Annotated in this window: 18 protein-coding genes; 10 read left to right on the top strand and 8 right to left on the bottom strand. The window is 65.1% G+C overall.

Annotation, left to right across the window (positions count from 1 at the left end; genetic code table 11):
• Positions 1-103: 103 nt before the first annotated feature.
• On the top strand, positions 104-664 hold the full coding sequence (locus BLV60_RS01790) for an HNH endonuclease (protein ID WP_093048940.1): 561 nt from the start codon (positions 104-106) through the stop codon (positions 662-664).
• Between the two features lie 2 nt (positions 665-666).
• On the opposite strand, the gene BLV60_RS01795 is transcribed toward BLV60_RS01790, so the two are convergent.
• The 4 genes from BLV60_RS01795 to BLV60_RS01810 all read right to left on the bottom strand — a co-directional run bounded on the left by BLV60_RS01795 (position 667) and on the right by BLV60_RS01810 (position 5238).
• Entirely contained in the window at positions 667-1455 is a 789-nt protein-coding gene (locus BLV60_RS01795; RefSeq protein ID WP_093048942.1) for an enoyl-CoA hydratase, read from the bottom strand.
• A 13-nt stretch (positions 1456-1468) separates the two neighbouring features.
• A complete protein-coding gene (locus BLV60_RS01800) occupies positions 1469-2833 on the bottom strand; it encodes an alpha/beta fold hydrolase (RefSeq protein ID WP_093048945.1) in 1365 nt (454 codons plus the stop codon).
• A gap of 95 nt (positions 2834-2928) precedes the next feature.
• Complete coding sequence (locus BLV60_RS01805) at positions 2929-4044, bottom strand: acyl-CoA dehydrogenase family protein (protein ID WP_093048948.1); 1116 nt, start codon at positions 4042-4044, stop codon at positions 2929-2931.
• Between the two features lie 12 nt (positions 4045-4056).
• Complete coding sequence (locus BLV60_RS01810; RefSeq protein WP_093048951.1) at positions 4057-5238, bottom strand: acyl-CoA dehydrogenase family protein; 1182 nt, start codon at positions 5236-5238, stop codon at positions 4057-4059.
• A gap of 132 nt (positions 5239-5370) precedes the next feature.
• On the opposite strand from BLV60_RS01810, the gene purN reads away from it, so the two are divergent.
• Positions 5371-5967: a phosphoribosylglycinamide formyltransferase gene (gene purN / locus BLV60_RS01815; protein ID WP_093048954.1), complete on the top strand. Its 597-nt coding sequence runs from the start codon at positions 5371-5373 to the stop codon at positions 5965-5967.
• Positions 5968-6004: 37 nt separating this feature from the next.
• Entirely contained in the window at positions 6005-6319 is a 315-nt protein-coding gene (locus tag BLV60_RS01820; protein WP_093048957.1) for an I78 family peptidase inhibitor, read from the top strand.
• Between the two features lie 69 nt (positions 6320-6388).
• On the opposite strand, the gene BLV60_RS01825 is transcribed toward BLV60_RS01820, so the two are convergent.
• On the bottom strand, positions 6389-6622 hold the full coding sequence (locus tag BLV60_RS01825; RefSeq protein WP_093048960.1) for a DUF1653 domain-containing protein: 234 nt from the start codon (positions 6620-6622) through the stop codon (positions 6389-6391).
• A gap of 51 nt (positions 6623-6673) precedes the next feature.
• On the opposite strand from BLV60_RS01825, the gene BLV60_RS01830 reads away from it, so the two are divergent.
• From BLV60_RS01830 to BLV60_RS01840, 3 genes are all read left to right on the top strand, one after another.
• Positions 6674-8527, top strand: a complete 1854-nt coding sequence (locus BLV60_RS01830) for a M48 family metallopeptidase (protein ID WP_093048963.1) — start codon at positions 6674-6676, stop codon at positions 8525-8527.
• Positions 8528-8568: 41 nt separating this feature from the next.
• On the top strand, positions 8569-9840 hold the full coding sequence (locus tag BLV60_RS01835) for an RsmB/NOP family class I SAM-dependent RNA methyltransferase (RefSeq protein ID WP_093048966.1): 1272 nt from the start codon (positions 8569-8571) through the stop codon (positions 9838-9840).
• 132 nt (positions 9841-9972) lie between these two features.
• Positions 9973-11187 (top strand): DesA family fatty acid desaturase, encoded by a 1215-nt coding sequence (locus BLV60_RS01840; protein WP_093048969.1) that lies wholly within the window; start codon positions 9973-9975, stop codon positions 11185-11187.
• Positions 11188-11321: 134 nt separating this feature from the next.
• Here the strand turns inward: BLV60_RS01840 and rpmG are convergent, their stop codons facing one another.
• The 3 genes from rpmG to trxB form a co-directional block, all read right to left on the bottom strand.
• Entirely contained in the window at positions 11322-11495 is a 174-nt protein-coding gene (rpmG, locus tag BLV60_RS01845; RefSeq protein ID WP_007830291.1) for a 50S ribosomal protein L33, read from the bottom strand.
• An 11-nt stretch (positions 11496-11506) separates the two neighbouring features.
• On the bottom strand, positions 11507-11740 hold the full coding sequence (gene rpmB / locus BLV60_RS01850; RefSeq protein WP_007830293.1) for a 50S ribosomal protein L28: 234 nt from the start codon (positions 11738-11740) through the stop codon (positions 11507-11509).
• Between the two features lie 172 nt (positions 11741-11912).
• The gene (gene trxB / locus BLV60_RS01855; protein ID WP_093048972.1) at positions 11913-12872 is read right to left on the bottom strand and encodes a thioredoxin-disulfide reductase; all 960 of its coding nucleotides are present in this window, start codon (positions 12870-12872) and stop codon (positions 11913-11915) included.
• 180 nt (positions 12873-13052) lie between these two features.
• Here trxB and BLV60_RS01860 point away from each other — a divergent pair, with 180 nt between their 5' ends.
• From BLV60_RS01860 to BLV60_RS01875, 4 genes are all read left to right on the top strand, one after another.
• Entirely contained in the window at positions 13053-13727 is a 675-nt protein-coding gene (locus BLV60_RS01860) for a Crp/Fnr family transcriptional regulator (protein WP_093048975.1), read from the top strand.
• Positions 13728-13827: 100 nt separating this feature from the next.
• Positions 13828-16263: a DNA translocase FtsK gene (locus BLV60_RS01865; protein WP_093048978.1), complete on the top strand. Its 2436-nt coding sequence runs from the start codon at positions 13828-13830 to the stop codon at positions 16261-16263.
• Between the two features lie 156 nt (positions 16264-16419).
• Positions 16420-17052: an outer membrane lipoprotein periplasmic chaperone LolA gene (lolA, locus tag BLV60_RS01870; RefSeq protein ID WP_093048981.1), complete on the top strand. Its 633-nt coding sequence runs from the start codon at positions 16420-16422 to the stop codon at positions 17050-17052.
• Between the two features lie 9 nt (positions 17053-17061).
• Positions 17062-18354: a replication-associated recombination protein A gene (locus tag BLV60_RS01875; RefSeq protein WP_093048985.1), complete on the top strand. Its 1293-nt coding sequence runs from the start codon at positions 17062-17064 to the stop codon at positions 18352-18354.
• Positions 18355-18518 lie beyond the last annotated feature (164 nt).

Raw genomic sequence — 18518 nt, forward strand, 5'->3', positions numbered from 1 at the left:
CAAAGCCGGTATATTGTGACGTAGTGCGTTGATTGGCGTCGGTCTTCAATGCGCTCCGTGTCCCTGGTCTTTCCGTGTTCTCTCACTTTTCGAGGAGGCGTGTGTGAAGGTCTTGAAGCTGTCGGCCCAAGGGCTGCCCCAGTCATGGATTTCGCTGGAACAGGCGGTGATCCACTATGCGGCGGACGAAGTTCGCTGGGAAGTGGGCGCGCAGGTGGCGGTGTTCCGTGGCGGCCACAACGCGATCACGGGCGAGCAGTCGCAGATTGCGATCAACAGCATCATCGGCACCAAGGGCGTGCCACGCATCAACCCCTTCGCGCAGCGGCCCGGGCTCACCAACAGCAAGTTGTTTTCGCGCGACCGCAACATCTGCGCGTACTGCGGCGGGCACTTCCACGAAGACGAGCTCACGCGCGAGCACATCATTCCGTTTGCCCAGAAGGGCATCGACACCTGGATGAACGTGGTCACGGCCTGCAAGCCGTGCAACCACCGCAAGAGCAGCCGCACGCCCGAACAGGCGAACATGCCGCTGCTGTACGCGCCCTACGTGCCCAGCCTCTGGGAAGATTTCATTCTGCGAAACAGGCGAATCCTCGCCGACCAGATGGAGTTCCTGATGGCGCATCTGCCGCAAAGCTCGCGGCTGCACGACACCTAGCTTCAGCGCTTCCAGTCGGGCGGGCGCTTCTCGATGAAGGCCTGAACGCCTTCCAGCGCGCTCTCGTCCATCATGTTGCAGGCCATGGTCTGGCTGGCGTCGGCTAGCGCGGCCTCGATGCCGGTTTCCAGTTGGCGGTAGAACAGGGCTTTGCCCAAAGCGAGCGCCTGGCGGGGCTTGGCAACGATGCTGGCCACCAGTGTCTCGACGGCCGCGTCGAGTTCTCCGGGCGGGGCCACCCGGTTGACCAGTCCCTTTTCGCGCGCTTCCTGCGCGCTGATGAATTCGCCCGTCACCAGCATCTCGAAGGCTTCCTTGCGGCCGAGATTGCGCGAGAGCGTGACGCTCGGCGTGGCGCAGAACAGCCCCACGTTCACGCCGCTGACCGCAAAGCGCGCCTCGCTCGAGGCCACAGCCAGGTCGCAGACCGCGACCAGCTGGCAGCCTGCCGCCGTCGCGATGCCGTGCACGCGCGCGATCACCGGCACTGGCAGCTTCTGGATCGACAGCATCATCGCGCCGCAGCGCTCGAACAGCTGCTGGTAGTAGCCGAGCGAAGGTTCGGCGCGCATTTCCTTCAGGTCATGGCCGGCGCAGAAAGCCTTGCCCGCCGCAGCGATGACGACGGCGCGCACGGTCTCGTCGGCCGCGATCTCGCCGAGCGCCTGTTCGAGCGCGCCCAGCATGCCTTCCGAGAGCGCGTTGAACGAGGCCGGCCGGTTCAGCGTAAGCGTGACCACGCCGCGCTCGTCGCGCGCCTGCAGGACGAAGGGGGTGTCCGTGTCGGTCATGGCCGCCTGTGCCTCAGTAGGTCAGCTCGAGCACGGTCGTGTGTTCGCTCGCGGCCGGCCAGGTCAGGCCCGTGATGCGCTCGCCGTTGAATTCGCCGCTCACGGCACGCGGCGCGCCGCCGCCCTCGATGCGCAGCCGCGATGTCGACACGCCCGACCCCTTCGGCGGCACGCCGGCGGGCGGGCTCTTGCCATCGAAGCGCATGGTGTCGCGCTGTGCGTCGAAGTAGCCGCGCGGGCGCGTGAACACGACGACGGCACTGGCCCCGTTGTCGGCGGGTATGACGCGCTCCGGCCGCAGGTTCACGACGCTGCTGCTGCGCGGGAACGGGCTGCGGTAGATGTGCGTGGTGCCGTAGCTGGGCGTGGCCAGGACGAACTCGTAGGCCGCGTCGCCGCGCGCCTTGAAGGGCCCCCAGCGGCCGTCGGCGCCGACGGACTTGGTGAAGACGGCTTCGCCGAGCCGCGCGCCGGTGGCGGGGTCGACGGCATAGACGGTCACCTTCGCGCCGTTCAGCGAAAGGTTTTCCGCGCCGATCGCACGGCCGTTGAGCACCACATCCGTCTCCGCCGCGACATCCGTGCTGCGCGGCGCCTGCCCGGTCAGAAACTGCCACGTCGCGGCGAACGCGGCGGGCGAGAACGAAGTCTCGCGGTGGTCGACGCGCGGCAGCACGATGTTGGTCGCGCCCTTGAGCGCCGGCCCGTCGAAGCCGATGTTGGTCGGCTTGCCGGGCGCGCCGATCCACACGCCGTCAGGCTGTGCGTACTTGTCGTTGTTGTCGGAGCGCAGGGTCATCCATTTCACGCCCGGCGTGACTTCCTCGCCGTTCGGTCCCTTCGGCGCATTGAGCTGCTGCATGAAACCTGACAGCCCCGAGAACTCGTTGTTCTCGCGGAAGCCCTTCACCGCCCAGATGCCGTGCGCCGGATTGCCGCCCAGCACAACGTGGCTCACCACTGCCGCGCCGCCGCCGTTCTGCACGTAGTTCCGGATGGTGTTGCCGCCACGCGAGTTGCCGATCAGCACGACCTTGCTGGCGCCCGTCACCTTTAGCACCTTGTCGACTTCAGCCTTGAGGAACACCGCCGACTCGCCGGTCGAACTGCGCCCGGGCTGGGCCACGGCGTCGTCGTCGCGCGCGACCGGATTGGGTTGGTCGACCGTGAAGAGCCGGTCGCGCGGCCAGCCGTTCGACTCGAAGCGCCATATCGTCGTCTGCCAGAGCGCGGCCGAGTCGCCGTTGCCGTGCATGAACACGATGGGTGGGCGCTCGGTGTACGAAGGCGTAGGGGAGGTGGCGCAGGCGGTCAGCATGGCTGTGGCGGCTGTCCCTGTGACGGCCATGGCAAGAAGAAGGGTGCGGCGGGATTGCATGTTTCGTTCCTGGGTTCCTGGAGTTCTGGGTTCCAAGTGAAAACGCCCGCCGGCGCGAAGGCGGGCGGGCGTTGGATGCTAGGGGAAAAAGTCCGTCAGGCGAAGACGCCAGCCGTGTCCTGCATGCGGGCCGACACTTCGCCCAGATGGTGCAGCGTGTCGCCGAAGGTCATTTCCATCTGCGTGAGCTTGCGGAAGTAGTGGCTGCCGATGTATTCGTCGGTCACACCGATACCGCCGTGCAGCTGCACCGAGTTGGCGGCCACATAGCGCATCGACACGCCGAGCTGGTACTTGGCGCGGGCCAGCGCCTGACGGCGCTCGTCGGCCGGGGCGTTGAGCTTGAGCGTCGCGTAGTAGCTCATCGAGCGCGCGAGTTCGAGCTGCATCTTCATGTCGGCGACGCGGTGGCGCAGCGCCTGGAAGGTGGAGATGGTCACGCCGAACTGCTTGCGCTGGTTCATGTAGTCGATGGTGACGGCCACGGTCTTGTCCATCACGCCGACGGCTTCGGCGCAGGTGGCGGCAATGCCGACGTCCACGGCGTACTCGAGCGCGGCCAGGCCGTCGAGTGTGACCAGTGTGGCGTCGGCCTTGTCGAACACCACTTCGGCGGCACGGGCGCCGTCCTGCGTGCCGTAGCCGCGGGCTTCGACACCGCTGGCGCTGCGCTCGACCAGGAAGAGGGCGATCTTGCCGTCGACCTTGGCGGGCACGAGATAAGCGTCGGCTTCGTCGCCCACGGGCACCACGCTCTTGGCGCCGTTCAGCGACCAGCCGGTGCCGGTCTTTGCTGCGTGGGCGTCGCACACGTCGAGGCGGTAGCGTGCCTTGCGTTCCTGGTACGCCAGCACCACGATGGCCTGGCCGCCCGCGATGCGCGGCAGCCAGCTGTCCTTGGTGTCGGCAGCGGCATAGCCGCTGAGCACGGCACCGGCGATCAGCGTCTGCGCGAAGGGCTCCAGCACGATGCCGCGGCCCAGCTCTTCCATCACGACCATGCCGGCCACCGGGCCCATGCCCAGGCCGCCGTCGTCCTCGCTGATGTAGAGGCCGCCCAGGCCGAGCTCGGCCAGTTCGTCCCAGGCCTCGCGAGAGAAGCCGCCCTTGGCCTCGATACCGCGGCGGCGCTCGAAGTCATAGCCCTTGTCGACCCACTTGCGAACGGCGTCGCGCAGTTGTTCCTGGTCGTCGGAAAAATTGAAATCCATGTGCGTGTCTCCTCAGCCCAGAACCGTCTGCGCGACGATGTTGCGTTGCACTTCGTTCGAGCCACCGTAGATGGTGGTCTTGCGCATGTTGAAGAAGGTCGACGTCAGCGGCGCGAGCGCCGGGTTGCCGCCCGGGAAGTTGCCCTGCCAGCCGGCTTCCATCGCCTCGCGGATCAGCGGCAGCGAATACGGGCCGCCGGCCAGCATCATCAGTTCGCTGTAGCGCTGCTGGATCTCGCTGCCGCGGATCTTGAGCAGGCCAGCCACGTCGAGCGAGTTCTTGCCCGAGGTGGCGGCGGAGAGCACGCGCAGCACCATCATCTCGAGTGCGACGATGTCGACTTCGAGCTTGGCGATCTCGTCGCGGAAGCGATGGTCTTCGTAGACGCCTTCGCTCCTGGCGATGCGCTTCAAGCGCTCGAGCTCGCGCTTGGCGCGGTTCACGTCGGCGATGTTGGTGCGCTCGTGCGAGAGCAGGTGCTTGGCGTAGGTCCAGCCCTTGTTCTCTTCGCCGATCAGGTTCTCGGCGGGCACTTCGACGTTGTCGAAGAACACTTCGTTCACTTCGTGGCCGCCGTCGAGCAGCTTGATGGGGCGAACAGTGACGCCGGGCGACTTCATGTCGAGCAGCAGGAAGCTGATGCCGGTCTGGGGCTTGCCTTCGTTGCTGGTGCGCACGAGGTTGAACATCCAGTCGCCGTACTGGCCGAGCGTGGTCCAGGTCTTCTGGCCGTTGACGATGTACTTGTCGCCTTTGCGCTCGGCCTTTGTCTTGACAGACGCCAGGTCGGAGCCCGAACCGGGTTCGCTGTAGCCCTGGCTCCACCAGACTTCGCCGCTGGCGATGCCGGGGAGGAAGCGCTTTTGCTGCTCGGCATTGCCGAAGGCCATGATCACCGGTGCGACCATCACGGGGCCGAACGGGACGATGCGCGGTGCGCCGGCGAGGGCGGTTTCTTCCTCGAACAGATGGCGCTGGACGGCGGTCCAGCCCGGGCCGCCGAACTCGGTGGGCCAGCCGTAGCCCAGCCAGCCCTTCTTGCCGAGGATCTTGGCCCAGCCTTGCAGATCGTCGCGCGTCAATTCGAGCGCGTTGTGCACCTTGTGCGAAATCTCCTTGGGGAGGTTTTCTTTGACCCAGGCGCGAACCTCTTCGCGGAACTTCTGTTCTTCGGGTGTGAAGCTCAAATCCATGCGTGCCTCGCTGTGTTGATCGGTTCACCGCAGACGCGGTGTGTCTCCGGAACTGCGAGTTTTAGCACGGTCGTGCTGTGAATCGGTGTCCGCGCGGCGACAAGACACGCGCCACGGATAATCCCGCCTCCCATGAAGAACATCGTGATCCTGATCTCCGGCGGCGGCTCCAACATGGCGGCCATCGTGCGCGCCGCCGAGCGCGACCGCTGGGCCGAGCGTTTCGGCGCTCGCATTGCCGCAGTAGTAAGCAACAAGGCCGAGGCCGGCGGGCTGGCGATCGCCAAGGCCCACGGCATCGACACCGCGGTGGTCCCGCACAAGGATTTCGCCTCCCGCGAGGCCTTCGACGAGGCGCTGGCGAAGGTGATCGACGGCTATGCGCCAGCGCTGGTGGTGCTGGCGGGTTTCATGCGCATCCTGACGCCGGGCTTCGTCGGCCGCTATGCAGGTCGGCTGGTGAATATCCATCCCTCGCTGCTGCCGGCGTTTCCGGGTCTCCACACGCATCAGCGCGCCATCGAGGCGGGCTGCAAGGTGGCGGGCGTGACGGTCCACCAGGTGACCACCGAACTCGACCACGGGCCGATCCTGGCGCAGGCCGTCGTGCCGGTGCTGCCCGATGACACCGCGGCCACCCTGGCCGGGCGGGTCCTGGCGCAGGAGCATCTGTTGTATCCGCGTGCCATCGCCGGATGGTTGTCAGATACATTGAGTCACAAACCTTAAAGTTGTTTATATTCGCGGGTTTTCGGGAGTCCAGAAAGTGAAAACCAAATCGTTGCTGTTGGCCGTTGCCGGCGCTGCCCTGATGGCGGGCTGTGCCGCTCCGGCGCCCGCGCCCGCCCCGGCACCTGCGCCGCCGCCTGAACCGGTCTACCAATGCAACGCAGATGGCGCCCGCTTTGCCGTAGGCCAGCCGCTGACGCCCCAGCTCGAAGCCGCCGCCCGCGTGCGCTCGGGCGCCGGAATCGTGCGAGTGCTGAAGCCTGGCGATGCGGCCACGATGGAACTCAATGGCGGACGGCTCAATCTCGATGTCGACGCCCGCGGCCGCGTAACGGACGTCCGCTGCGGTTGAAGGAATGTGGATTGCTACTGAAAAGGTAGCAATCTTTTGAGTCAGGGCGGGCGTGCGCAGCCTGACTGGCTAGATCGGAATAAATCTTCGCCGGGGCACGCCGTCAATCTCGACGGTTTCGCCGAACATGGCGGCTGGCCGGACCCAGAGGCCATGGGCGCCATACAGGGCGCGGTACAGCGTCATCGGCTCCAGCGTCTCGCTGTGCCGCACGGTGCCGAGCACTTCGTATTCGCCGCCCTTGTAGTGGCGGTAGCGGCCAAGGGGCGTTTCGATCAGGGGTGGGAGGTCTTCGTCGTTCAACGGGGGCTTCTTTCTTCAAAAACTGTCGGGGCTTGATTTGACGGGAGTCGGATGGATCGCGCTGATTTTGTTCACCTGGTTCGACTGAGCGAGCATGCCAGTGCGGACGACAGTGCGCGCTATCGACGCAGCGTCGCGGCCTTTGCCGCGCTCGGCTACCTGTGGGTGCTGGGCTGCCTCGGGCTCTCGGTGGGCCTCATCGTCTGGGTGCTCTCCTCGATCGGGGAGGTGCGATTCAACTTCACACGGGGCTGGCTGCTGCTGTTCGCCGCGGGCCTGCTGTGGGCCACGTTGCGAGCGCTCTGGGTGCGCTTCGACGAGCCTGAGGGCATCGAGCTCCATCGGGAAGACGCGCCGGCACTCTTCGAGGCGCTGGACCGCATTCGCAGCAAGATCAAGGGGCCGCCGGTCCACCACGTCTATCTCGACGACGAATTCAACGCCAGCATCCGGCAGGTGCCGCGCTTCGGGTTGTTCGGCGGCGCGGTCAACTCGCTGAGCATCGGCCTGCCGCTCTTGATGATGCTCGACCGGCGGCGGCTTCTGTCGGTGCTGGCGCACGAGTACGGCCACCTCCGCGGCAACCACGGCAAGCTGAGCGCGTGGATCTACCGCACCCGGCTGTCGTGGCTCAAGCTCGACGCCAACCTGCAGCGCAACGAGGGCGTGATGGCGCTGTTCTCGCAGGCCTTCTTCCGCTGGTACTTTCCGCGCTTCGCGGCCAAGACTTTCGCGCTGGCCCGCCAGGACGAGTATGAGGCCGACCGTATCTCGGGCCGGCTGCTGGGCAGTTCCGTGGCGGCGGCCGCGCTGACCGAGATCGCGATCAAGGGCAACTGGTACGCCAACGAATTCTGGCCGTGGCACTGGGCCCGCGCCGAGCACGAGCCGCAGCCGCCGGGCCCGTTCGCGGCCCTGCGCAAGCGCGTGCGCACACCGCCCGGCGACGACTTCGCGCGCCAGGCGTTGCGCGAGGCGATGCGCCGCGTCAGCGACCTGGAGGACACCCACCCGGTCTTGCGGGACCGTCTGGAGGCGCTCGGCCAGAAGGCGGCCATGCCCGAGTGGTCGATGCGTCCGGCGCTCGAATTGCTGGCCGACCGCAAGAAGTGGATCGAGTATTTCGACAGCCAGTGGCGCCGCGCCCATGCCGCCGACTGGAAGCAGCACCATGCGCATCGGGCACGCATCCGCGAGCGCATCGCGGTGCTGGCCGCGCGAGGCGAGCGCAACACGCCGGACGAGATGGTCGAATGGGCCGATTCCGAGCGGCGGCTTGACCCGGCAGCTCCTGTGCGCTTGCGCTACGAGAGCGCCCTGCAGATCGCGCCGGAGCATCCCGGCGCGCTGCGGGGACTGGCCCAGATGCTGCCCGCGAGCGATCGCGAGGCGCGCCTTGCCGTGCTCGAGCGCTTGCATGGCTCCGGCGCGGCCAGCCGGTGGTGGGCGGCCAGGAGCGCCGTGGCCTCGCTCGAAGATCCAGACGCGGGCCCGCACGATGAAGAGGCGCTGAAGTTGTGGCGCGGCCGCCTCAAGGAAGCAGAAGAGGCCGAGGAGCGCGCCTGGGAAGAGATCACCGGCACGCCGTTTTTCAGCCAGATCTCGCGGCACGACCTCAACGACTACGAGCTGGGCGAACTGCGGGCTGACCTCGTGCGTTGCCTGTCCGCCTCGCGGGCCTGGCTGGTGCGCAAGAACTTGCGCGAATTCCCGTGGCGCCGTGCCTACATTGTTTTCGTCGAACTGCCGGGGCTCGACGACGAAGACCGCTGGAACCTGTGCCGTCAGCTGGAGCAGACCCTCACGCTGCCAGGCGCTGCGCTGGTGCTGTGGGCTGGTCATTCGCCGAAGCTGGAAGACATCGAACGGGAAGCCTTCGGGGCGGTCTGGACGCGCGGCGCATAGCCCTTCGGGTCGGGCAGGGCTGCGGCTGAGACAATCGGGGGATGCACCCCAAAGCCCTGTTGGAGGCCACCGCCGATCTGGTCGGCCTTGTCCTGAAATTCGATCACCCGGCCGACCAGGTCGTTTCGCGGTTCTTCCGCGACCACCGCGAGTTCGGTCCGCGCGAGCGCGCGACGCTTGCCGAAACCGTCTACACCGTGCTTCGCAAGAAGCTGCTGTTCGACCACCTCTCGCCCTCGGGCAGTGGCTCGAAGGAGCGCCGCATGGCGATCCTGGGCTTTCACGGCCCGCGCGACTTTTTGAAGGGCGCTCTCAACGACACCGAGAAGCGCTGGCTCGACAACTGCGACGCCGTCAAGCCGGACGATCTGCTGGAGCGTCATCGCCACAACCTGCCCGAGTGGCTGGTGGCCCCGCTGAAGGCGCAACTGGGCGATGGTTTCTGGCCGCTGGTCGAAGCCCTGCAACAGCCTGCGCCGCTCGATCTGCGCGTCAATGCGCTGACCGACAAGCGCGCGGATGTGAAGGCTGAGCTTGCCAAGGCTGCTATCAAATCGGAAGCGACTCCGTTCTCGCCCTGGGGCTTGCGCATCGACGGCAAGCCGGCGCTGACCAAGCTGGATGCCTTTGTCCGTGGCGCCATCGAGGTGCAGGACGAGGGCTCGCAGTTGCTGGCGCTGCTGCTGGATGCCAAGCGCGGCGAGATGGTGGTCGATTTTTGTGCTGGCGCGGGCGGCAAGACGCTGGCCATTGGCGCGACGATGCGCAATACCGGCCGGCTGTATGCCTTCGACACGTCGGCGCACCGGCTCGACGCGCTCAAGCCGCGACTGGCGCGCAGCAAGCTGTCGAATGTTCATCCGGCCGCCATCGCCCATGAGCGCGACGACCGTATCAAGCGCCTGGCGGGCAAGATCGACCGCGTGCTGGTCGATGCGCCCTGCTCGGGGTTGGGCACGCTGCGACGCAATCCCGACCTGAAATGGCGCCAATCGGTCAAGTCGGTCGAGGAATTGACGGTCAAGCAGACCGCTATCCTGCAAAGCGCGGCGCGGCTCGTGAAATCGGGTGGTCGTCTGGTTTACGCCACTTGCAGCGTGCTGCCGGAGGAAAATGAGGCGATTGCGGAGGCTTTCAGCGCCGCCAATCCCGATTTCGTGCCCGTGGATGTGGCGGAATTGCTGCAGGGCCTGAAAATCGAAGGTTTCGAGGCGCTTTGCGCCGGCGGGGAGGGCGCAAAGCGCTACCTGCGCCTGTGGCCGCACCGCCATTCGACCGACGGTTTCTTTGCCGCGGTGTGGAACCGCAAATAGGGGCGGGACTCCAAACTAGGGTTAATCTGCGCTTTTCTTGAAGGTTTAAAGGCTTTGTTTTAGGCCTGCCGCTTTAAAATCGCGGGTTATCTGAAGGCTGCACCTTCGTGTGGCCATGGAGTACCTGACTCAATGTTGCTTCCTGACTCCGCCGTTTTGAACGCGGCCATCCAATGGCTCGGACACGGCCTGTGGGACATCGCATGGTGGCAAGTCGTGCTGTACACGCTCGTCACCACGCACATCACGATTGCCGCGGTCACGATCTTCCTGCACCGCACGCAAACGCACCGGGCCATGGATCTGGGCCCGATCCCGTCGCATTTTTTCCGCTTCTGGCTGTGGCTCGGCACCGGCATGGTGACGAAGGAATGGGTCGCCATTCACCGCAAGCACCACGCCAAGTGCGAAACGCAGGACGACCCGCACAGCCCGCAGGTCAAGGGCATCGACGAAGTGCTCTGGCGCGGCGCCGAGCTGTATCGTGCCGAGTCGAAGAACAAGGAAACGATGGAGCGCTACGGTCACGGCACGCCCGATGACTGGATCGAGCGCAACCTGTATTCGCGTTACAGCTGGCAAGGCGTGGGCCTGATGCTGGTGATCAACCTGGCGCTGTTCGGCACGCTCGGCATGGCCGTGTGGGCTGTGCAGATGCTCTGGATTCCCATCACCGCTGCCGGCGTTATCAACGGCATTGGTCACTACTGGGGCTATCGCAACTTCGAGGCGCCCGACGCCAGCCGCAACATCATGCCCTGGGGCCTGATCATCGGCGGCGAAGAGCTGCACAACAACCACCACACCTACCCGACTTCGGCCAAGTTCTCGGTCAAGAAGTACGAGTTCGACATCGGCTGGATCTACATCCAGGCGCTCCAGAAGCTCGGCTGGGCCAAGGTCAAGAAGGTGCCGCCGAAGATGTTGATGGGCGACATCCAGCCTGTGGCCAACGAGAAGACGCTCGAGGCCGTCATCGCCAACCGCTATGAAGTCATGGCCGGCTATGCGCGCGAAATGCGCCGTGCCACCAGCCAGGAGCTGGATGCGTTGAAGACCAAGGGTGCCGACCTGTCGGTGCTCAAGGCCGCCAAGCGCTGGCTGCACCGCGACGACGACAAGGTGCCTGCTTCGGCTCGCTCGCATGTCGTGCAGGCCCGCGCTGCCCACCCGGTGCTCGACAAGATGGTCACGATGCGTGAAGAGCTGCGTCAGCTGTGGCTGAACACCTCGCAATCGCGCGAGCAGCTGGCGGCCGATCTGGCGGCTTGGTGCCATCGGGCGGAAGCCAGCGGCATTGCCGGTCTGCGCGACTTCTCGACCCGCCTGCGCGCTGCCCGCGCCTGACGATTCCGCGCTCAATGAAAAAGCCGACCCAGGGTCGGCTTTTTTATGTCCGCCGTTCTTGCATTGCAAATCGACGGGCAACAAAAAACCCGCTGGGTTAGCAGCGGGTTTTTATTGGGAAAACCGGAGCCGAATTACTTCAGCTTGATTTCCTTGTATTCGACGTGCTTGCGCGCCTTCGGGTCGAACTTCATGATCGACATCTTTTCAGGCATCGTCTTCTTGTTCTTGCTGGTCGTGTAGAAGTGGCCGGTACCCGCGGTGGATTCCAGCTTGATCTTTTCGCGTCCGCCTTTGCTCGTTGCCATGTTTCAGCTCCTTAAGCTTGGCCGCGTGCGCGCAGGTCTGCGAGCACGGCGTCGATGCCGTTCTTGTCGATCAGGCGCAGTGCAGCGCTCGAAACACGCAGGCGAACCCAGCGGTTTTCAGTCTCGACCCAGAAACGGCGGTATTGCAGGTTCGGCAGGAACCGGCGCTTGGTTTTGTTGTTGGCGTGGGAAACGTTGTTTCCGACCATCGGGCCTTTGCCCGTTACGTCGCATACGCGTGCCATGAGGACACTCTTTCTTGAACAGCTGGCACCGGCGCAATCAGGGCGATTGCAGGGTGTTTTGCAGCTTGACCTCGCCAGAAACGGGTGGCGGTACCCCGACTTTGCCGCGGCTCGTGAGAGAGCCCTGTTTCGGCAAAGCCTCGGATTATAGCCCTTTTGGGGGCCGCATTGGCTACAGGGTGCCGTCCTGCTCCAGGAAGCGCTGGGCGTCGAGTGCCGCCATGCAGCCGGTACCAGCGCTCGTGATGGCCTGGCGGTACACGTTGTCCTGCACGTCGCCGGCGGCAAAGACGCCCGGAATGCTGGTCATAGTGGCAAAACCCTGCAGGCCCGAGCGGGTCAGGATGTAGTTGTCCTTCATCTCCAGTTGGCCCTGGAAGATGTCGGTGTTGGGGTGGTGCCCGATGGCGATGAAGCAGCCCTTGAGGTCGATCTGCTCGGTAGCGCCGGTTTGCGTGTTCTTGATCCGGATGCCCGTCACGCCCGAGTCGTCGCCCAGCACCTGGTCGAGTTCGTTGTGCAGCTTCAGCACGATCTTGCCTTCGGCGACCTTCTCCTTGACCTTGTCGATCAGGATGGGTTCGGCGCGGAACTTGTCCCGGCGATGGACCAGCGTCACCTTGTTCGCGATGTTGGCGAGATAGAGTGCTTCTTCGATGGCCGTGTTGCCGCCGCCGATCACGCAGACCTCCTGCTCGCGGTAGAAGAAGCCGTCGCAAGTCGCGCATGCGGAGACGCCGCGGCCCATGAACTTTTGTTCCGAATCGAGGCCCAGATACTTCGCGGAAGCGCCCGTGGCGATGATCAGCGAGTCGCAGGTGTAGGTGCCGCTGTCGCCGGTGAGGGTGAAGGGGCGCTTGCTCAGGTCGACCTTGTTGATGTGGTCGAACACGATCTGCGTCTTGAAGCGTTCGGCGTGCTCCAGGAAGCGCTGCATCAGGTCGGGGCCCTGCACGCCATGAACGTCGGCCGGCCAGTTATCGACCTCGGTCGTGGTCATCAATTGCCCGCCCTGGGCGATGCCAGTGATGAGCAGGGGCTGAAGGTTTGCGCGGGCTGCGTAGACGGCGGCGGTATAGCCGGCCGGACCGGAGCCGAGAATCAAAACCTTGGCGTGTTGGGAAGCGGACATGGGTAGAAAACCTAGGATATGCGCTGCGTCAGCGTGTACATTTTCAGGGTGGTAGCGATATATATGGAGTATCACTGCCCGGTTCAACACCGGGTGAACGGTGTTTTCAATGCGCGCGATTGTAGTAATCCATTGGCTTGCCCTCTGGGTCGCTCCGTGCGCTGTCTCAGGGATTGATAAATGTCGATGCTGTCCAACCTCGAATTGCTTCGGCGCGTTCCTTTGTTCGCGTCGCTGACGGCCACGCAGTCCGCCAGCATCGCGGACGCGATCATCAAGAAGCGCTTCAAGCGCGCAGAAGTCGTCGTGGAGCAGGGCAAGAAGTCCGATGCGCTGTACATCATCCTGACCGGGCGCGCACGCGTCACCAGCGCCGACAGCCGTGGGCGCGAGGTCATCCTTGCCACGCTGCATCCCGGCGACTACCTGGGCGAGATGAGCCTGATCGACGACGAGCCGCACTCGGCCACCGTGCGCACCGAAATCCAGTGCGATGTGCTCATGCTGGGCCGCGACGCCTTCGCGCGTTGCCTGCCCGAGAACTCCTCGATGGCCTACAACATCATGCGCGGCCTGGTGCAGCGCCTGCGCCATGCCGACCGCAAGATCGAGTCGCTGGCGTTGATGGATGTCTACGGACGCGTGGCCCGCTCGCTGCTCGAATTCGCCATCGACGACGGCGCTGGCAATCTCAAGGTGCGCGACAAGATCTCCCGCCAGGACTTGGCCAAGATGGTCGGTGCCTCGCGCGAAATGGTGAGCCGCGTGATGAAGGATCTCGAAGAGCGCGGTTTCGTGCAGACCATGGATGACGGATCGATGATCGTCAAGGAACGGCTCCTGTCACTGGCTTGAGCCTCCGGGGCCGGGCCCGCCGTTACCGGCGGTCCCGGCCTTTTGTTGTAGTGTTCGTGCCTCCGGCCCCTGATTTCCCGGGCCGGGCGCCGTGTTTTTCATGACCTATTCGCTCAATACGCTTCAATCTTCTTCTGCTGCCGAGGGGCAACCCGTGCGCATGCGCGCGATGCGCTTCGCTCACGAAATCACGCTGATCGCAGGATTTGCCGCGCTGTTGTTCTGGCTGCTCGCAATGCTGAGCTTCACGCCTTCCGATGCCGCCTGGTCGACTTCGGGCACCGGGGGCGAAATCAAGAACTGGGGCGGCCGCATTGGCGCCTGGCTGGCCGATGGCAGCTACTACGTTGCAGGCTATTCCGTCTGGTGGTGCCTATTCGCCGGGTTGCGCGCCTGGTTGTCGTCGCTGGCCAACTGGCTGCGCGGCGGCGAACCGTCGTCCGGCGAACAACCGGCGCCGCGCGGTCGCTTCAACCGCAGCCGTCTCGCCTTCTGGTTCGGCCTCATCCTGCTGCTGTGTGCGAGCACCGTGCTCGAATGGTCGCGCCTGTACCGGCTCGAAGCCCACCTGCCGGGCTCTGGTGGCGGCGCACTGGGCTACCTCGTGGGTCCGGCCAGCGTGCGCTGGATGGGCTTCACTGGTTCGGCGCTGGTGGCCATCGCAGGCGGCGTGATCGGCTCGGCGCTGGTGTTCCGCTTCTCCTGGAGCCTGATCGCCGAGCGCATCGGTGCGCGTGCCTACTCGCTGTTCGAGTCGCGTCGCGAGAAGCGCGAACTGGCCGCCGACATCGCCATGGGCAAGCAGGCCGCCCGCGAGCGTGCCGAGGCCGACGAACCGGCGTTCACGCGCGGTGGCGATCAGGGCCGCTCTGAGCCCTCGCTGGCACCGTCGTCCGGCGCCTTCGACGACGACGAAGAAGAAATCCGCATCGAGCCGCGCCCCAAGCGCCGCCCCCCTTCGCCGCCGGTGCAGATCGAGCCCGCGATGACCGAGGTGCCCAGGAGCGATCGCGTCGTCAAGGAGCGCCAGAAGCCGCTCTTCAAGGAACTGCCCGACAGCAAGTTGCCTCAGGTCGACCTGCTCGATGCCGCGCAGACGCGCCAGGAAACGGTTTCGGCCGACACGCTCGAGATGACCTCGCGCATGATCGAGAAGAAGCTCAAGGACTTCGGCGTCGAGGTGCGCGTGGTACTGGCCTCGCCCGGCCCAGTGATCACCCGCTACGAAATCGAGCCCGCCACCGGCGTCAAGGGTTCGCAGATTCTTGGCCTGGCCAAGGACCTGGCGCGTTCGCTTTCGCTGGTGTCGATCCGCGTGGTCGAAACCATTCCGGGCAAGAACTACATGGCGCTCGAACTGCCGAACGCCAAGCGCCAGTCGATCAAGCTCAGCGAAATCCTGGGCTCGCAGATCTACAACGAAGGCAAGTCGATGCTCACCATGGGCCTCGGCAAGGACATCATCGGCAACCCTGTGGTGGCCGACCTCGCGAAGATGCCGCACGTGCTGGTGGCCGGTACCACCGGTTCGGGCAAGTCGGTCGGTATCAACGCGATGATTCTTTCGCTGCTCTACAAGGCCGAGGCACGCGACGTTCGCCTGCTCATGATCGACCCGAAGATGCTCGAAATGTCGGTCTACGAAGGCATCCCGCACCTGCTGGCGCCCGTGGTCACCGACATGCGACAGGCGGCCCATGGCCTGAACTGGTGCGTGGCCGAGATGGAGCGCCGCTACAAGCTCATGAGCAAGCTCGGCGTGCGCAACCTGGCCGGCTACAACACCAAGATTGACGAAGCCAAGGCGCGCGAGGAGTTCATCTACAACCCCTTCAGCCTCACGCCCGACGATCCGGAGCCGCTCAAGCGCGAGCCGCACATCGTCGTCGTGATCGACGAGCTGGCCGACCTGATGATGGTGGTCGGCAAGAAGATCGAAGAGCTGATCGCCCGCCTCGCGCAGAAGGCGCGAGCCGCCGGCATTCACCTCATTCTTGCCACGCAGCGCCCGAGCGTCGACGTGATCACCGGCCTCATCAAGGCCAACATCCCGACCCGCATCGCCTTCCAGGTGTCGAGCAAGATCGACAGCCGCACCATCCTCGACCAGATGGGCGCCGAAGCGCTGCTCGGCATGGGCGACATGCTCTACATGCCCAGTGGCACGGGCCTGCCGATCCGCGTGCACGGCGCCTTCGTGAGCGACGAGGAAGTGCACCGCGTGGTGGCCTACCTCAAGAGCCAGGGCGAGCCCGACTACATCGAGGGCGTGCTCGAAGGCGGGACGGTCGATGGCGATGGTGAAGGCGATCTGCTGGGTGGCAGCGATGGCGAGAAAGACCCGATGTACGACCAGGCGGTCGAGGTCGTGCTCAAGAATCGCAAGGCCAGCATCTCGCTGGTGCAGCGCCACCTGAAGATCGGCTACAACCGCGCCGCGCGCCTTGTCGAAGACATGGAAAAGGCGGGCCTCGTCAGTGCCATGAGCGGCAGCGGCCAGCGAGAAATCCTGGTGCCGGCGCGCGCAGCGGAGTAATTCGCCGCGGGGCTTTCGAAATTCAGGTTACGTGCTGAAAGGCAATTTGCAAAAACGCCTTGCGGCATTGCAAATCTTCATCAAGGCCTACACCTGCCGCAATTCGCGGCGGGTAGGGTCGAAGCCCAGTGCCACAGCTATTCAGAGGAATCCAAATTGAAATTGCGTCATTGGCTATTGATCGCCCTCCTGAGTTCCGCCAACGCCTGGGCCGGCGGGCTCGAAAGCCTTGAAACCTTCGTGAAGACGGTCAAATCCGGCCGCGCCGATTTCACCCAGACCGTGACTGCTCCGGCGCGCGAAGGGCAACCGGGCCGCACCAAGACATCGACCGGCACCTTCGAATTCCAGCGCCCCGGCAAATTCAAGTTCGACTACCAGAAGCCCTTTGCGCAGAACATCGTGGCCGACGGCAAGACGCTGTGGCTCTACGACGCCGACCTGAACCAGGTCACGCAGCGCGCGCAGGCGCAGGCGCTGGGCTCCACGCCCGCGGCGCTGATTGCCGCCGCACCCGATCTGCGAGCCTTGCAGGCCGATTTCACGCTCGAAGCCGCGCCGGAGCGCGACGGCCTGCAGTGGGTCAAGGCAACGCCGAAGAACAAGGACGGCCAACTGCAGAGCGTGCAGGTCGGCTTCCAGGGCGATGCGCTGGCGGCGCTTGAAATCCTCGACAGCTTCGGCCAGCGCTCGGTGCTCAAGTTCAGCAAGGTCGAGGTGAACCCCTCGTTGCCGGCCAGCGTGTTCGACTTCAAGCCGCCGGCCGGCGCGGACGTCGTCAAGCAATAAGCCACAGGCTTGGCCAACACTGCTCATCAACCCCTTGCCGAGCGCCTGCGTCCCAAGACGCTGGGCGAGGTGATCGGCCAGCAGCACCTGCTCGGCCCGGGCATGCCGCTGCGCATTGCCTTCGAGTCGGGCCAGCCGCATTCCTGCATCCTCTGGGGGCCGCCAGGCACCGGCAAGACCACCATTGCGCGGCTCATGGCCGATGCCTTCGACGCACAGTTCCTGAGCATCAGCGCGGTGCTGGGTGGCGTGAAGGACATCCGCGAAGCCGTCGACCGTGCCACCTCCGCGCGCGACGGGCTGGAGCAGCGGCGCACCATCATCTTCGTGGACGAGGTGCACCGCTTCAACAAGAGCCAGCAGGACGCCTTCCTGCCGCACGTGGAGTCGGGCCTCTTCACCTTCATCGGCGCGACCACCGAGAACCCTTCGTTCGAAGTCAATTCGGCCTTGCTCTCGCGTGCAGCCGTCTACGTGCTGCAGTCGCTCGGCGAAGACGACCTCAAGCAGATCGTGGCGCGCGCACAGGCCATCCAGGCCGTGCCCGCCATCGACGCCGCGGCGGTCGACCGCCTCGTGGCCTATGCCGACGGCGATGCGCGCCGGCTCCTCAACACGCTCGAAACGCTCGCCGTCGCGGCCCGTGCCGAAAAGCTCGACCACATCACCGACGAGTGGCTGCTGCGCGTGCTCGGCGAGCGCATGCGGCGCTACGACAAGGGCGGCGAACAGTTCTACGACACCATCAGCGCGCTGCACAAATCCGTGCGCGGCAGCGACCCCGATGCCGCGCTCTACTGGTTCGTGCGCATGCTCGACGGCGGTGCCGATCCGCGCTACATGGCGCGCCGATTGGTTCGCATGGCCAGCGAAGACATCGGCCTGGCCGATCCGCGCGCGCTGCGCCTGGCGCTCGATGCGGCCGAGGTGTACGAACGCCTGGGCACGCCCGAGGGCGAACTGGCGCTGGCCGAATGCGTGGTCTACCTCGCGATCGCGCCCAAGTCGAACGCCGTCTACAAGGCCTACAACGCGGTGCGTGCCCTCGTGAAGACGGACAGCACACGCCCGGTGCCCATGCACCTGCGCAATGCACCCACCAAGCTCATGAAGGAACTCGACTACGGCAAGGGTTATCGCTATGCGCACGACGAGGAGGGCGGTTTCGCCGCCGGCGAGCGCTACCTTCCCGACGGGCTGGAAGGCCAGGTTTTCTACGAACCTGTAGAGCGTGGACTCGAGATCCGCATCGCGGAAAAGCTGCGCGAACTGCGCCGCCGGAACGCCGAAGGCAACAGCTGACAAGATCGTCGATACCCACATCGATACCGTCTTGCAGCATGCGCGCAAAGCGTGCATGACCCCACGCGCATACAGCATGACGTGAGCGGGTAAACCCCGGTCCAAGCGCACCAAATCAGCGCCGGTGCGTGCTTACAATCCCGCCCACAAATCCGCCAGCGACA

Source organism: Variovorax sp. YR634, assembly GCF_900106655.1.
In the GTDB taxonomy this organism is placed as follows: Bacteria; Pseudomonadota; Gammaproteobacteria; order Burkholderiales; family Burkholderiaceae_C; genus Variovorax.

Coding starts and splice junctions, on each gene's coding strand:
- BLV60_RS01795 (WP_093048942.1), bottom strand. CDS start 1,455: ATGACCGACACGGACACCCCCTTCGTCCTGCAGGCGCGCGACGAGCGC.
- BLV60_RS01800 (WP_093048945.1), bottom strand. CDS start 2,833: ATGCAATCCCGCCGCACCCTTCTTCTTGCCATGGCCGTCACAGGGACA.
- BLV60_RS01805 (WP_093048948.1), bottom strand. CDS start 4,044: ATGGATTTCAATTTTTCCGACGACCAGGAACAACTGCGCGACGCCGTT.
- BLV60_RS01810 (WP_093048951.1), bottom strand. CDS start 5,238: ATGGATTTGAGCTTCACACCCGAAGAACAGAAGTTCCGCGAAGAGGTT.
- purN (WP_093048954.1), top strand. CDS start 5,371: ATGAAGAACATCGTGATCCTGATCTCCGGCGGCGGCTCCAACATGGCG.
- BLV60_RS01830 (WP_093048963.1), top strand. CDS start 6,674: ATGGATCGCGCTGATTTTGTTCACCTGGTTCGACTGAGCGAGCATGCC.
- BLV60_RS01835 (WP_093048966.1), top strand. CDS start 8,569: ATGCACCCCAAAGCCCTGTTGGAGGCCACCGCCGATCTGGTCGGCCTT.
- BLV60_RS01840 (WP_093048969.1), top strand. CDS start 9,973: ATGTTGCTTCCTGACTCCGCCGTTTTGAACGCGGCCATCCAATGGCTC.
- rpmG (WP_007830291.1), bottom strand. CDS start 11,495: ATGGCAACGAGCAAAGGCGGACGCGAAAAGATCAAGCTGGAATCCACC.
- rpmB (WP_007830293.1), bottom strand. CDS start 11,740: ATGGCACGCGTATGCGACGTAACGGGCAAAGGCCCGATGGTCGGAAAC.
- trxB (WP_093048972.1), bottom strand. CDS start 12,872: ATGTCCGCTTCCCAACACGCCAAGGTTTTGATTCTCGGCTCCGGTCCG.
- BLV60_RS01860 (WP_093048975.1), top strand. CDS start 13,053: ATGTCGATGCTGTCCAACCTCGAATTGCTTCGGCGCGTTCCTTTGTTC.
- BLV60_RS01865 (WP_093048978.1), top strand. CDS start 13,828: ATGACCTATTCGCTCAATACGCTTCAATCTTCTTCTGCTGCCGAGGGG.